The sequence below is a fragment of the Acidobacteriota bacterium genome, assembly GCA_034211275.1.
Lineage (GTDB): Bacteria > Acidobacteriota > Thermoanaerobaculia > Multivoradales > JAHZIX01 > JAGQSE01.
In genome coordinates, this window is the sequence record JAXHTF010000167.1 from 1 (window position 1) to 15,175 (window position 15,175).

Consider the following 15,175-nt stretch of genomic DNA (forward strand, 5'->3'; position numbering starts at 1 on the left):
CGCCCGCATCACCCTCCCCATCTGGCTCTTCGTCGCCGCCAGCGGCTGGGCGATCTACTACATGCTCTATGGGATGAGCTTCTGATCCATTGCCAGCTCCGAGGGGATTCTTCGAGCCATCGGCGGAAGAGGGCTATACTTCTCGAAAGCCTGACCAAGTTTCTGGCTGAGACTCGTCGAGCCATTGCCGCGAGCCCAGTGCTAGGAAGCCAGTGCTAGGAACCGCTGAGGCCGCAACCAAAGGAAGCCCTATGGCCGATCATGCCCTGACCATCCCCTACTCGGACGATCTCCTCCTCTCGCTCAAGGAGAGTCCCGAGGAATTCGAGACGGAAGCTCGATTGCTTCTGGCGGTCAAGATGTATGAATTGGGGCGCTTGACGACCGGCAGAGCGGCAGAGCTCGCGGGGGTCGGCCGGGTTGAGTTTCTTTTCCTCCTCGAGCGCTTCGGGCTCTCTCCCATGGGCATCGACCCCGACGAGCTGCAGCAAGACCTAGCCAATGCCTGAGGGCGACCGCCACCGAGTCGTGGTGGTCAATTCTACGCCCATCATCACCCTCTCTCTCCTCGATCGACTCGACCTGCTCCAGGGGCTCTACGGCGGTATCCTAATCCCCTCCGCGGTGGAACGGGAAGTTGTATCCGGGGGCCCAGACCGGCCCGGCGCCTCACAGCTTGCATTGGCTCCCTGGATCGAAGCAGTGAGCCTGCAGGACCCGTCCAGAGCTGATCTACTTTCGGACCTCGACCGAGGAGAGGCGGAGGTGATCGCGCTGGCCCAGGAACAGAAAGCCGACCTCGTCGTCATCGACGAGCGTCTCGGTCGGCGCCACGCCCGACGCCTCGGGCTACCCCTCACCGGAACCCTGGGCATCCTCCTCAAGGCGAAGAGTCAGGGCCTGATCCCGCAGATCGCACCGGCCCTCGCTACACTCCGTAGCGGCGGAATCCGGCTAGCGGACGAGTTAGTGACTAAGGTCCTCGAGCTCGCAGGAGAAGAGGATTAGCCAAGATGGTGGGCTGGCACCCACCCTACATATTTTCGGATCGTAGAGCTCCCGTAGGCTGGGCGCCAGCCCACCACTTCACACCCGTCTCTGAACCACCGACAGCCACCTGAATCGTCTAGCTGGCTTGAGAACTCCCCCAGCAGCCTCAGGCCTCCCGATCCCCGCTCCACCCCGCCTGGCGGAGGGCTTGGGGGAGGTCGGTGAGGAAGGGGGTGAGGTCGTCGGTGTCGGGGAGCTCGATCTCGAAGCGTTGGGGGAGGCCGCGGCCTGGTCCTAGGGAGCGGACATTGCCGTCGCCGGCCATCAGCAGGGGGACCTCTACCGCTTCGCGGCTCAAGCCCAGCTCGTCCACCACCTCGAAGAGGCGGTTCATCACGTCTTGGTCGATGGCTCGCATTGGTTTCGGTCTCCTCTCCAACATTCCCGAGGGTCCACGGCGATGGTTCCAGGCCTCGGCACGGCGCCGGGAACCGGCGAGCGCTATGCTATCTTGCGACGATGACCACGGCCCAACTGACTTCCTCTGAACCATCCATCGAAGCGCCCCGGGCAAGCTCCCAGGGACCCATTCCAGCCGCAACTCCCCAGGGTGAGCTGGACCAGGCGGTAGCGGATCTGGCTCGGCGCAAGAGCGAGTGGGCGGCGGTGCCCGCGGTGGAGCGGGCGGTGCTGCTGGATCGCCTGATCGACGACTTCACCACCATCTCCGACCGCTGGGCGGATTCCGTACGGCGGGCGGAGGGGCTGCCGGCGGATGCCCCCTTGAGCGGCGAGGAATGGCTGGTGGGGCCCTACCTGGTGCTGCGGGATCTGCGCCTGCTGCGGGACTCCATGCGCCAGATCGCCCGAGACGGCGTGCCCGAGATCCCCGGGCCGGTTAGCACCCGGGACGATGGTCAGGTGGTCGCCCGGGTCTTCCCGTCGTCCCTCTACGACCGCCTCTTCTTCCCCGGCGTCAGCGCCGAGGTGTGGATGGAGCCCGGCGTGGCGGAGGACGAGCTGGCCGAGCATCAGGCCGCCACCTATCGAGACCTGGGCGGTGAAGGCCGGGTCTCCTTGGTGCTGGGGGCGGGCAACGTCTCCTCCATCGGCCCCACCGACGCGCTGCACAAACTCTTCGTGGACAACTCGGTGGTGCTCTACAAGATGCACCCGGTGAACGCCTACCTGGGACCGCTGCTGGAGGGAGGCTTCGCCGCGTTGGTCCAGCGCGGGGTGCTGCGGGTGGTCTACGGCGGTGCCGAGGAGGGAGAGTATCTGTGCTCCCACGACGGCGTCGACGACATCCACATCACCGGATCCGACCGCACCGTCCAGGCCATCGCCTTCGGTACCGGCGAAGAGGCTCAGGACCGCCGGCGTCAGCGCCGCCCGCGGGTGACCAAGCCCATCACCTCGGAGCTCGGCAACGTCAGCCCCCTCATCGTGGTACCCGGGCATTGGTCCGGCTCCGACATCGAATACCAGGCGGAAAACATCGTCTCCTCCCTGACCAACAACGCCGGGTTCAACTGCAACGCCACCCGGGTGGTGATCCTGCACGCCAGCTGGCCGCAGCGGGATCAGCTCCTCGACGCCATCCGCCAGGTACTGGGTCAGGCGCCCCAGCGCAAGGCTTTCTATCCGGGGGCCGAAGATCGCTTCCGCACCTTCCTAGAGGCCCATCCCGAGGCGGAAACCTTCGGCGAGCATCGGGACGGCCATCTCCCCTGGGCGTTCATTCCCGGCGTCGCCGCAGATCGGGAGGACGAGATCTGCTTCCAGACCGAGGCCTTCTGCGGCGTGTTCTGCGAGGCTCCGCTGGAAGCCGCCTCCCCGGCTCAATTCGTCCACAAGGCGGTAGAATTCGCCAACGAGAAGCTGTGGGGCAACCTCAACGCGACCCTCCTGGTGCACCCCTCGTCGCGGCGGGATCCCCAACTGGCCGCCGCCCTCGAGCAGGCTGAGGCGGATCTACGCTATGGCACCGTGTCGTTCAACCATTGGGCCGCCGTCGGATTCGCTCTGATGAACACCCCGTGGGGCGCCTATCCGGGCAACGATCTCTACGACATCGAGTCCGGCACCGGCTTCGTGCACAACGCCCATATGTTCGACCGTCCTCAAAAAGCCATCGTCCGCTCGCCGTTCATGGCCTTCCCCAAGCCCCCCTGGTTCGTCAGCCACGCCACCTGCCGTAAGCTATCCTCGGACCTGGCGGGCTTCGAGGCCCACCCGTCACCCCTCAAGCTACCGCGTATTTTCTGGCACGCCCTACGGGCTTGAGCCAGGCTTTCACCGTTCGGAGGATTTTCATGCTGTTTCTGAGCTCGTCGTCCCCTGCCCTCTTGTCTACTCTCCGCCGCGGCGGATCGAGCGCCTTCGCCGTGCTCTGCTGCGGCCTGCTCCTGGCCGTCGGCTGCGGCGGCGGATCCACCGGCGATGGTCCGGGATCGGAGGAGATCAGCGCCCTCCAGGGGGAGGTGGACAGCTTCCTCCAGGACTACAACGACCGCTTCGTCGAGCTCTACAGCGCCGCCAGCGAGGCGGAGTGGGCCAGCAACACCCGCATCGTCGAGGGTGACGACACCAACCGTAAGCGCACCGAGGCGGCACAGCAGGCTCTGGCCAGCTACACCGGCTCGTTGGAGGTCATCGAGCAGGCCCGGCTCTATCTGGAACGCCGCGACGATCTGACGCCTCTCTCCGCCCGCCAACTGGAGTCGGTGCTCTACCGCGCCGCCAATTTCCCCCAGACGGTGCCGGAGCTGGTGGAGCAGCGCATCGCCGCCGAGGCCAAGGCCAACGAGGAGCTCTTCGGCTTCACCTTCGAGCTCGACGGCGAGCCCATCGACACCAACCGCATCGACAGCCTGCTGGAGAGCGTCGACGACCTGGATCGGCGCCAAGAGGTTTGGACGACCTCCAAGGAAGTAGGCCGGGTGCTGCGGGAGGATCTCACCTCGATGGTGGATCTGCGCAACAGCACTGTCGCCTCCCTGGGCTACGACGACTACTTCGCCTACCAGGTCTCCGACTACGGCATGACCTCGCAGGAGATGATGGATCTGCTGCAGGGCCTGGTGCGGGACATCTGGCCCCTCTACCGCGAGCTCCACACCTGGACCCGCTACGAGCTGGCGGAGCGCTACGGCACCGAGGTACCGGAGCTCCTGCCGGCCCACTGGCTGCCCAACCGCTGGGCTCAGGACTGGCAGGCGCTGGTGGAAGTGGAAGGACAGGATCTGGACGGCGTCCTCGGTGAGCACGAAGACGAATGGATCGTCCGGCAGGCGGAGGATTTCTACGTCAGCCTCGGCTTCGAGCCCCTGCCGGAGACGTTCTGGGAGCGCTCGTCCCTCTACCCCGCTCCCGAAGGAGCCGAGTGGCAGAAGAACAACCACGCCAGCGCCTGGCATATGGACCTGGCGGACGACGTGCGCTGCCTGATGAGCGTCGAACCCAATCAGCGTTGGTGGGTCACCACCCACCACGAGCTGGGGCATATCTACTATTTCCGCGCCTACAGCCGGCCGGAGGTTCCGCCGCTGCTGCGGGAGGGCGCCAACCGCGCCTTCCACGAGGGTGTCGGGAGCCTCTTGGGAATGGTCTCCCTGCACCAGCCGTTCCTGGTGGAGCGCGGCCTCATCGAGGGCGGTGAAGGCCCTACCGACGAGGCCACCGCCACCCGCCGCCTGCTCAAGGAAGCTCTGGACACGGTGGTCTTCATTCCCTTCTCCGCCGGCACCATGAGCCACTTCGAGCACGATCTCTACACCGGTGCTGTGAGCCCCGACAGCTACAACCGGGCCTGGTGGGATCACGCCCTCAAGTATCAGGGCATCGAGCCGCCGGCGGACCGCGGTGAGGAAGGCTGCGACGCCTGCACCAAGACCCACATCATCAACGACGCGGCTCAGTATTACGACTACGCCCTGTCCTACGTCCTGCTGCATCAGCTGCACTCCCACATCGCCGGTGAGATCTTGGAGCAGGACCTCCACGCCACCAACTACTACGGCAACCAGGAGGTGGGCAACTTCCTCCGCGGAATCCTCGAGAAGGGCGCCACGGAAGATTGGCGCAAGGTGCTCCAGGACGCCCTGGGCCAGGACCTCAACGCCCAGCCCATGCTCGAGTACTTCGCGCCGCTGATGGACTACCTGAAGAAGGAGAACGAGGGTCGGACTCACACCCTGCCTTCGTTCTCGTAGTTCAGCCCCGCATCGACCCGCGCCTGCGGTGCGCGCCTCGGAGTCTTCCCTCGTCTCGAACCGGGATTCGACCTACGAAAGTGGTCGCTGAGCATGCAGAGTCCTGTCCGTCCGATGGACTGCAACGGGGCTGACTGGTAACGTGAATCGTTAGCCAAGGAGCTAACGAAATGAATCGATCCTCTTCCCAGCAGCCCCGCCCCCGGTGGCGCCAAGCCCTTGCTCTATGCGGCAAGACTGCAGGTGTCGTCGGTGTCCTCCTGATCGCCGGTTGGTCGATCCCCGGCTGCCTGACTCTCGAGCGTGTCAACCCCGACACCATCACCGTCGAGCGCTACCCCTGGCTGCAGGCGCCGGAGGAAGTGCCGGTGGGAGATGTCTTCGAGGTCACAGCCTCGCTGGAGGTCGAGCCCCCGGGGATGGAGGTGGCCAACCAAGAGCTTCAGCTGCCGGATCAATCCCAATGGCAGCTCACCGTGATCCTCGAAGCGCCGGATTGCGAGATCGTCGGGGGCGAGGCGGTGCGGACGGTGAACATGGAGCGGGACAAGCCCTCGGAGCCGGCGGTGTTCCAGCTCCAAGCGATACCGGGAGAGGACGGCTGGGCGGACGGCAAGGAGCTCCCCATCGCCGCTTCGTTCTGGTACGAGAATCGCCTGCTGGTACGCGTCTCCGAAACGATGAAGGTCGGCGCGGCCTTGAAACCCGCCGAGCTGCCGCAGGAGGAGGCCGAGCCCGCCGCCATGTTCTGGGAACGGGAGGAAGCGGATCTCCAGATCGTCGTCTCCGACCGCTCCCTGATCCTCTCCGCTCCGGTCTTCGGACCACCCATCTACATCGAGACCGAGCCCCTCTCCGCCGAAGACCGGCAATCCCTAGAGCAGCTCTACGCCGAGCTCGAAGCGGTGGCGGCATCCCGCAACCTGGGACCGCGGCCGGAAGAACGGCAGGCGGCGGAGGATGGCCGCGCCCGAGCCACCGCCGTGCGCATCGGCCGGGTGCTCTGGCAGCGCCTGGCACCCCCCGCCTTCCAGGATGCCTTCTGGGACCTGGCGGACGGCCTGGGGAATGACTTCGACTCGCTGCAAATCTACGCCGACGACCCATCCATTCCCTGGGAGCTCATGCGGCCCTCCCGGGAGGGCTTGGACGGTCTCGAGGAACGGGACTTCCTGGGACTGGAGTTCGACATCGCCCGCGGTCACGCACCGCGCCGCCGCGGCCGCTTTGTGCGCATGCCCGGGGAAGTGCCCCTGGACGCTCTATGGGTCCTGCGCCCCGACTACCGGCCGCCGCTCCTCGGCACCGCCGCGGAGGTTCAATCCCTGCAAGCCTTCCAGCCCGTCTCCGCCAAGATTCGCCCCAGCACCTACGACGAGTTGGTCCAGATCACCCAAGAGCTACCCAACGGCATCCTGCACTTCGCCGGCCATGGCGTCGAGAGCCGGGACGACGCCACAGGCACCACCTACTCCATCCTGCTCTCGGACCAGCCGGTGACCCTCAACGAATGGCTGGGACTGCTGCCGGCGCCGCGGCTGCGCAACCATCCCTTCATCTTCTTCAACGCCTGCAGCGTCGGCAAGACGCACCAAAGCCTGGGCTTCGCCGAGGGCTGGGCCCCGGCCTTCTTGGAAGCCGGGGCGTCGGGCTATGTGGGGACGCTGTGGCCGGTGGGCGACCAGGCGGCGGCTCGGTTTGCCGGCCGGTTCTATGAAGCCCTAGAAACAGATCTGGAAGACGGTGGCGGCAGCCCGGCGCGGGCGATCCGGGAAGCCCGGCGGCTGTTCACCGAGGATCCCAATCCCACCTACCTGGCCTACGTGCTCTACGGCGAGACCGACTTGCTGCTGACCCGGCGATGACCGGCCGCGGCTAGCTGACAGCCGCCCCGGAGGATCATTCGCGCTGCTGGGCCCGCCCGAGATCCCGCCGCACCAGCTGCTGGACGGCACTCTCCCGCACCAGGCTGGACTCGTCCTCCTTGGCCAGCCGCTCCAAGGCCGCCCGCGCCTCGGGCTGGTCGGAGGAAGCACCCAGGACCTCCACCGCCGCCCGGCGCACGTCGGCGCTGTCGTCATCGGTGGCCCGGATCACCAGCACCAGAGCCGCAGCCTCGGTGCGACGCCCCAGCGCTTTCACCACCGCCACCCGCACTGCGCTGTTGACGTCCTGGAGAGCGGCGACCAGAAGCTTCAGCGACTCTTTCTCTCCCTCCGGCCGGCCGCCCAAAGCAGCAGCGGCGTTCTGGCGCGCCAGGACATCGCCGGTCAATAACACGTGGGTCAGACGATCCACCACCGTCGGATCCGAGCTGATGGCCAGTGCATCCACCGCTGCCCGGCGCAGGCGGACGTTCTCGGCGCCCAGACTCTCGATCCAAAAATTGGTCTGGGTATCCGGCGCCATCGGGGTCGGAACCTTGCCATCCTGGCTGTAGATCAGCGTCAGCTCCTGCTCCGGGTCTTGGATCAAAGCAGCGGTCCGTTCGCCGGAGGGATCGATCTTGCGCATCGAGCGCTCCGCCTCCGCGCGCACGTAGGAGTCAGGGTCATCGAGGCGGCTGACCAAGATCTTCAGCGCCCGATTCGACTCGGCACCGCTGAGGGCAGCCACAGCCGCCAAGCGGAGAGAGGGTTCCTCCGAAGCCGCCGCCGCCGCCAACTCGTCCAGGGCATCGTCGGGACCGACACGGTAGAGACCCTGAATCGCCGCGATGCGCAGAGGCATGGGCAACTCCTGGTCCAGCAAAGACCGCAGACGCTGCAGCGCCACCTCGCCGCCGACCCGGCTCAAGGCCCCGATCACCGCCACAGCGGTCCTGCTGTCGCCACCGCCGCCCGGATCGCCGTCGAGAACCTCGACCAAGGCTGCCAGGACCTCCCCCCGCTGCTGCGGCGTCCAGGTGCGCCCCAGAGCCGTGGCAGCCGCCGCACGCACTTCCTCGTCGGCGTCCTCCCTCAGCCTGGCCACGAGAGCTTCCGTCGCCGGCTCGGAAGGTCCGAGACGAGCCAGACCGTGAGCGGCCTCTCGCCGAATCCGCGGCTCGTCGTCGCCGAGGAACTGGACCAGAAGGGGCTTTGCTTCTTCGCCCCCCAAGAAGGCCACCGCCTGGATCGCCGCCAGCCGCACCTCGATGTCGGGATCGTCCTGGGCCAGCTCCCGAAAGATCGGTAGCGAAGGGAGATCCCGCTGCAGGCTGAGACCGCTCACCGCCGCCGAGCGCACTCGGGGGCTGTTGTCATCCAAGGCTTCCCGAAGCACCTCCCGATCCTTTTCCCGCAGGTCGCTTCGGATCAGCTGCTGGACCGCCCGCCAACGCACGTCGTCGGATCCAAGCTCCACCACCTCGCCGAGGGCGTCGAGACCTGCCGGGGACGACCAGCCCGCCAAACGCTCCACCGCCGAGATGCGCAGCCGGACCAGCTCCTCCAGACCTAGCGCGGCCTCGGTTTGTCCACTACCGTCCCAGGTCAGCCGCACCAAGAAACTCAAATATCCCCGGGCCACCAGCTCGTCGGAGCGTGCCGACGAGCCGAATCGATCAAGAATCGCCAACAGCTCCTCAAGGTCTCGGGCCCCGGCGAAGCGCAGGGCGTATTGCTCGACGCTGCCGGTAGCCACCAGCTCGAAGGGCAAACCACGGCGATTGCGCGGCTGCTCCGCCTGCGCCTCGAAGCCTTTGCGGGCCGCGGAGAGGGCGTAAGCTAGGTCGTGACTGCTCACCGCCTGCTGGCTGGCCTCGGGTCCCTCCAGCAGATCGCTGAGCAGCTCCGCCACCAACGCCGTCCGCCAGGGCACCGGCCGTGGAGCGGCCTCCCCCTGCTCCGGGACCATGCCGCGCCTCTCCGAGGAGGCCATAGTCTCGAGATCGCACACCAGCAGCAGGTCCAGGGGAGGCTGATTGGTGCCCAAGAGCAGCGGCTCCAGCTCTCGATAGAGCTCCCTCGGCTCCCCGGCGCAGGAAGGATAGATCCACAGCCCGCTGCCGAAACTGAGGGCCACCAGCCGGCGGGAGACGTAGTCCGCCGAGACCAGGGTCCAAGGCTCCTCGGGGCTGGCCCCCCGGGGCAGGAAGTAGAGCTCCGGGCGGCGGATGAAGGGAAGGCCGATGAACACGAGGATGTCGTCCTTGGGACCGACCCGGTCCTGCACCTCGAGCACCGCCCCCTCGATAGCCGCCAAGCTCGACAGCCCTGTAGCGTCGGTCACCTGGTAGCCGTAACGATAGGCGAGCACATCCCCCAGCCTCGCGGTGGCCTCCTCGTCCGCCCCCAGCAGGAAGGCATAGCGGGCGGATTCGGCGGGAGCCATGGCGGCCACGCCGGTCCCGGGAACCGCCAACGCAAGGATTAGGAACAGCGGGTAGAAGATCCTGGCCAGACGATTGCGAGCAGTGCCGCTCATGGTGTTTCCCCTCCCCGCCCGATCAGGCCTTCAACTTTTATTTCGAGCATGACCTTCATGGTCATCGTCGACTGCCCCGACAGGTGCTGCACGGCCTTCAGCTCATTGACGATCTCCAGATCCAGCTCATTAGGTTCCTGAGGAGGGTCGCTCGCCAGCGCCATGTGCCAACCCATGAGGGAGGCGACGCAGGCCACCAGCACCCGGTTCCATCTCTGCTCCTCGGCTAGGTCGAGGGGAAGATCCGAGACATCCGAATCCAGCTGGGTGAGGAACTGCTGCAATGCGTCGCGCTCCGCCGCCAGGTCGTCGTCGCTTCCCAGGGCCGCCTCGAAAAGGTCGTTCCACAGAGATAGGTTCTTCCCCTGGGTGACCTCGATGGGCTCCTGGACTACCCCCTTTAGCTGCGCTTGCCGCATCATCTCGTCGCGGGCAGAGACCCAGAGCTCCTGGAAGGAGAGCATTTTGTCCTCATCGACGTCCGTCTCTGGATCCCGCAGGGCCTTGAGCAGCCCGTAGGTGAACATGCCGTGGCCCAGATCATCGAATTCATAGGCGTCGTCCCGGGCCGCCCCCAGCACCACCAGCCCCGAGATGCCCGCGTCCTCCACCGTCTGAACAAAGCCCTCTTTGGGGAAGAGATTGCGGGTCACCTGCGGCCGGCCAGCGGCATCGCGGCTCAGACTTTCCCCGGCACCACCAGCAGCCGGCTCTCCGACCCCCCGGGCCGGACCGCCGTCCAGCGCCACGCGATCGACGTCGCCGCTGTGACAATGGTCGAGAATCACCACCTTGCGGCCGGCGGGGATGTCCCCGACGTACTCCATCAGGTGGGTGAGCCGCAGGGCGTCGACGGCGAGGCTCGAGAGCGTGGAGGGATAGGTCAACCAATAGGTGTGCTCTCGGCCCACCTTGTCCCGCAGACCGTGACCGGCAAAGTAAACCAGCACCGTGTCCTGAGGCTTGGCCACCGCCGCGATCCTCATCAGCTCCTGGATGATGCGGCGGCGGCTGGCATCTTCATCCACCACCTTGCGGGCGTCCCAACCCCTTTGCTCCAACTCCTCACAAAGCTGTTCGGCGTCGTTGCGGGCGAAGCGCAGCCGCGGCACGTTCTCCATTTCGGCGGTGTATTCATTGATGCCGATGAGGAGGGCGTATTTGCGCGGCGCCTCTTGGGCCTGGGCCGGCTGCACCGGCGCCAGCACCATCAGCGAGAGCACCCACGCCACCCCCAGGCCAAGCCAGCCCTGAAGGCGGCAGCCGATGACCGGCGGCCCACCGAAGCGGCCAGGAATGGGGCGGAAGCTCACCGCAGAGCCTCCCGCAGGCTGTCGGAGAGATCTCGGGCGCGCAATTCCTCGCGGATGCGCAGGTAGGCGCCGGGGCTGCGGTCGTTGGCCAGCGCCACCTGGTCCACCGCTTCCTGCACCCGCTCCGAGGTGGCGTAGTGATACATCACCTCCGCCTCGTAGATGGCCACCGTCTCCAGATCCGCCTGGGGATCGAGCTCGAAGAGCCGGCGGTAGTCCTGCTGGGCTACCTGCAGGCCGGTGGCTTCGGGGTAGAGGGAGGTCCACAGCGGCAGATCCTCCACCGCCTCGGCTTCCACGGCGCGGGTGGCATCGGCGTCCGCCAGGGATTTGTCCAAGAGCGCCGCGGCGTCGAGGATGCCGTCGCCAAGGAAGAAGCGATTCCAGCCGGCGTCGTCGTCGCAGGTGGCAGTGTCGGGCTTCTTGGACCCGTTGGGGCGCCAGACGGTCTGCTTCAGCAGGCTGCGGAAGACCTCGGTGGTCTGGCCGTCCTCGCGGATGCGGTCAAACTCGTCGGTGCCTTGGTGTCTCGCGATCCACAGCGCCGCCACGCCGGCGGTGGTGGAGGTGGCGTAGGTGGTGCCGGTGCCCATACCGGTGGCGAAGTCCCCCTCCTCGTCCAGGTTCGCCCGCCACACCGAGACTCCGGGGGCGGCGAAGTCGACGTTGGGACCGATGGAGGTGCCGGCCCAGGGCTTGCAGCCGGCGTTCACCGCCGCCATGGCGATGGTGGATTTGAACCGCGCCGGCCACACCACCTTCTTCACGTAGTTGCCAGCGGCGGCGATGATCAGGTGGCCCCGCTGCTCCGCCTTGCGCACCGCCTTCCACAGCGCCCAGCTGGGCACGCCACCCATGGCGATGGAGCTGACGTCGGTGGCGGTCTTGACTCTCCTCCCGGGTCCGGCGGAGGCGTCGAGGATGGCCTGGGTCATGCGCTGGGTGTTGAATTGCACCACCGAGGCATCCACCCGCAGGGGCACCAGCCGCGCTCCCCGGCCGCCGCCGGTGGGGCATTTCTCGGCATCTTCCAGCTGGCAGCCGGCGGGGCTGACGATGGCGCTGCCGCTGCCGGTGCCGTGGCGGGGGTTCTCGAGGAATTCGTCCGACTGTTCGTCCACCGGATCGTCGTCGTTCCCGAGGTAGTCCCAGCCCTTTTCCGGCCAGATAGGACCACTACCGTCGGGGCTCCAGATCTCCGGATGTTCGAGATAGCCGGTGTCGAGGTGCGCTACCGTCACCCCTTCCGCTTCCTGGCCCTCGGTCTTGCTGCGGCTCTGGCGCAGGTTCGCCCAGGCTTCGGGGACGCGGATGTACTGCAGGTGCCAGATGTCGTTGTTCTTGGCCCGGTCATCGTGGTCTTTTCCACCCAGGCCGCGGGTCTCGGCATCCAGCTCCTCCGGATCGTCGGGCCGGGGGGCGTCCGAGGCGCGCTCGATCTCCAGCGCCAGCAGCGGCTCGGCGCGCCGGGCGCCGGTCTCCTCCCGCACCCGGTAGGCCTCCTCGAAGCTCGCCCCCACGGAGGTGGTGCGGCCGCCGTCGGAGCGGGTCTTGGGGGTGCGCACCTGGACCATGGTGTCGTCCCCCTCGAAGCCTGCCAGCTCGTAGCAGACGGAGTCGGGATCGTCACCACAGATGCTGCGCTGCCCCGCCACCAGCCGCGATTCCACGGTGTCGGTGCTCACCGCCTCGTCGAAGTGCAGCGCCACACCGCTGCTCTCCACCGCCGAGCGCTGCACCCGCAGCACTCGCTGGGCTACCGCCCAGCCATCCACCGGCACCGGCGCCAACCCTGGCATGCCGGCCCCCAAGTTGCGGGTGCCACCCTGATTCCAGCTGCGCAGGAAGGCCCGCAGAGGCCCTTCGTCCTCTTCAGAGGACTCCCTTTCGCCACGGGCTCTCGGCGGCAGCTTGAAGAGAGCGACGGGGAGAGACTCGGTGCTGGCGATGACCTTGATCCAATCGGCGGAATGATCTCTCCCCTCCGGAATCCAGGCCGGTACCCGGATCATCACCGATTTGCCCGGCGGCAATCCGTCGGGGATGTTGGCAACCGGATAGAGCACGTGGCTCTCCCCCTGAGCATTGAGATCCAAGACCACCGGGAAGAGCTCCCGGTTCGAAGTGTTGGCCACCTCGATCTCCACCCAAGTGCCGTCGGATACCGTTTCCGGCAGGACCTCCCCCGGTGGACCGGAAGTGCTCGCCTCGATGACGGGGTTCGGGAGAGCTGCCAGTGGCTCGTGCCGGCGCAGGATGAGATCGACGCTCAGCCCCGGGCTAGGGTTGTCGATGGCCATCAGACCGAACCAACGGCCCCAGCGTGCCACCTCCTCCACGACCTTGCCCACAGTCTCGGGCTGCCCGGCGATCACCGCCGCCAGCTCGTCTACGACGCTGCCCTGGAGCACCACACGTTCGGCAGTCTCACGAATGCGGATCTGCGCCGCCGCCGGGTCTTCCACCACCTGCACCGACTCGTGGAGCGCCAAATCCTCCCGCACCGTCTGAAGGGTCTCCGAAAGCTCGCCGGAAACCAGCTCGCCGTTCTCATCCTTCCGCGGCTCGAGATAGACGCCCACATAGAAGTCCGGCGGCGCGACGGCCTCGAGGACCGCCCGGGAGCGGGGCTCGACGCTGCCCTCCTCCACCGTCGCGGTGGAGCTCAGAGCACCCGGGGTGGTAATGCTGATCGTGGCGGGGGTGAGCTCTGGATCGGCGAAGTCATGAGTGCCCGGCGGGTAGACCTTCAGGATGCTGGTTTCGGTCAGGCCGAAAAGCTCTCCGGCAAAGATCTTCACCGCCTCGCCGGCTTCGGCCGTCTCACCGGACACCGGATCCACCAGCACGTAGGGCTTGGGGGACAGGCGCTCGACGCCGAAGATCAGATTGTCGACTCCGGTGCCCTCGAGCTGGGGATGCTGGGAGGAGAAGCGGGCGGTGACGTCCGACTGCACCCGCTCCATGATGTCGCGGTAGGTCACCCGCTCCCCCGCCGCCGACTGCAAGGCCTTCGCCAGATAGTAGGTCATGGCACCGTGGCGCAGCTCACCGAAGCGCGTCTCGTTGGATAGCTCGCTGGCCTTGGAACCGGAGATCAGCACATAGTCCGATCCCGGTAAGCGGAAATCGTCGGCAGCCCCGGTGAGGTCCCGCTGCCCCAGGGCGAAGGACTCCGGCGGCGGCGGCGTGCGTTCGTCCGACGGGGTCTGGCGCACTCGGCCCTCGCCCGCAGCGGCGCGGGAGGCGGAGCCGGAATGGCAACTATCCAGGATGAAGATGGCGTGGGGAGTCTTGTCCGAGAGCCGGGTCATGAGCCCGTTGATCTCGTCGTCGTTGATGTCGAAAACGCCCTCGGTGCGGGAGTCGTGGGGGACGATGGTCTCGTCCAGATCGTCGAGCTCGTCGCCGGAGGTGTCGATCATCCGCGAGCCGTGGCCGCTGTAGTGGAGCACGGCGATGTCGCCCTGCTCGGAGGGGGCGATGAGGTGCTCCTGGATCGCCGCCAGGATGCCGGCCCGGGTCGCTTTCTCGTCCGTCAGAATGCGCACATTCTCCGGCTCGAAGCCCATGCGCCCGATCAGCACATCCTGCATCAGCTCGACGTCGTTGACGCAGCCGGCGAGGTCCGACACCTTGTCGGTCTTGTACTCGTTGATGCCGATGAGCAGGGCCCGCTTGGTGGGCTCGCGGGCTTCCGTGCCGCCAACCGGGGGCTGGGCCAGGGCCGGGAATACGAGCCCCAACCCTAGGAACAGATAGAGACACGCTGGCCGAAGGAGCAGCGCGGGGGAGCGGAACGCCGGGACCTTTCTCATCGTCGCCTCCTGAGTAGCGCCTCTCCCCCCGGGGCACGCAGCCCCGCAGAGGATCCGGCAGACCCACCGTCGGTCTTTTCGACTTTTCTCTTTCGACTAGGTTAGCGAAGTTCCGGGAACCTTACCAGCGGGCATGAAAAAACGCCGCCGAGGAAAATCCCCGGCGGCGTTTCGCGTCGGTCGGCGAGGGGGGCAGCAAGCTCCTAGGGCTTCTCCCCATACTGCACCATGCCCTGGGCACCGTCGCCCTCGCTGGTCATGGTCAGATTCACGCTGCGGCCCTCGTCCGCCTTCTTGGCCTCGATGACTCCCTGGGGACCGGAGCCGCCGAAGCTCACCTTCTGGCGGTTGACGGTATAACCGGCCTCTTAGAATGGTCAATTCTCATTTTCTGTTCCTTAAATACGCTACTTGCTTTTGGTTCCTTTGCCGA

General features: G+C 66.7%; 10 protein-coding genes. 5 read left to right on the forward strand and 5 right to left on the reverse strand.

Annotation, left to right across the window (positions count from 1 at the left end; all coding sequences use genetic code 11):
- Window positions 1-251: 251 nt before the first annotated feature.
- On the forward strand, window positions 252-509 hold the full coding sequence (locus SX243_19845; protein MDY7095236.1) for a UPF0175 family protein: 258 nt from the start codon (window positions 252-254) through the stop codon (window positions 507-509).
- Window positions 502-1,008 carry a DUF3368 domain-containing protein gene (locus SX243_19850; protein MDY7095237.1) on the forward strand — a complete coding sequence of 169 codons (507 nt, stop codon included), beginning with the start codon at window positions 502-504 and terminating at the stop codon, window positions 1,006-1,008. The genes SX243_19845 and SX243_19850 overlap by 8 nt, the downstream gene beginning before the upstream one ends.
- Window positions 1,009-1,156: 148 nt before the next feature.
- Here SX243_19850 and SX243_19855 read toward each other — a convergent pair whose 3' ends face one another.
- A complete protein-coding gene (locus SX243_19855; protein ID MDY7095238.1) occupies window positions 1,157-1,408 on the reverse strand; it encodes a hypothetical protein in 252 nt (83 codons plus the stop codon).
- A gap of 101 nt (window positions 1,409-1,509) precedes the next feature.
- On the opposite strand from SX243_19855, the gene SX243_19860 reads away from it, so the two are divergent.
- From SX243_19860 to SX243_19870, 3 genes are all read left to right on the forward strand, one after another.
- Window positions 1,510-3,276, forward strand: coding sequence for an aldehyde dehydrogenase family protein (locus tag SX243_19860; GenBank protein MDY7095239.1), 1,767 nt, complete (start codon window positions 1,510-1,512; stop codon window positions 3,274-3,276).
- 29 nt (window positions 3,277-3,305) lie between these two features.
- Window positions 3,306-5,204 carry a M2 family metallopeptidase gene (locus SX243_19865; protein MDY7095240.1) on the forward strand — a complete coding sequence of 633 codons (1,899 nt, stop codon included), beginning with the start codon at window positions 3,306-3,308 and terminating at the stop codon, window positions 5,202-5,204.
- A 170-nt stretch (window positions 5,205-5,374) separates the two neighbouring features.
- On the forward strand, window positions 5,375-7,069 hold the full coding sequence (locus SX243_19870) for a CHAT domain-containing protein (GenBank protein MDY7095241.1): 1,695 nt from the start codon (window positions 5,375-5,377) through the stop codon (window positions 7,067-7,069).
- Window positions 7,070-7,103: 34 nt separating this feature from the next.
- On the opposite strand, the gene SX243_19875 is transcribed toward SX243_19870, so the two are convergent.
- From SX243_19875 to SX243_19890, 4 genes are all read right to left on the reverse strand, one after another.
- Entirely contained in the window at window positions 7,104-9,611 is a 2,508-nt protein-coding gene (locus SX243_19875; protein ID MDY7095242.1) for a HEAT repeat domain-containing protein, read from the reverse strand.
- Window positions 9,608-10,924 carry a caspase family protein gene (locus SX243_19880; GenBank protein MDY7095243.1) on the reverse strand — a complete coding sequence of 439 codons (1,317 nt, stop codon included), beginning with the start codon at window positions 10,922-10,924 and terminating at the stop codon, window positions 9,608-9,610. The genes SX243_19875 and SX243_19880 overlap by 4 nt, the downstream gene beginning before the upstream one ends.
- The gene (locus SX243_19885) at window positions 10,921-14,742 is read right to left on the reverse strand and encodes a caspase family protein (GenBank protein MDY7095244.1); all 3,822 of its coding nucleotides are present in this window, start codon (window positions 14,740-14,742) and stop codon (window positions 10,921-10,923) included. Before SX243_19885 ends, SX243_19880 begins: the two co-directional genes overlap by 4 nt.
- Before the next feature lie 203 nt (window positions 14,743-14,945).
- Window positions 14,946-15,080, reverse strand: coding sequence for a hypothetical protein (locus SX243_19890; protein ID MDY7095245.1), 135 nt, complete (start codon window positions 15,078-15,080; stop codon window positions 14,946-14,948).
- Window positions 15,081-15,175: the final 95 nt, after the last annotated feature.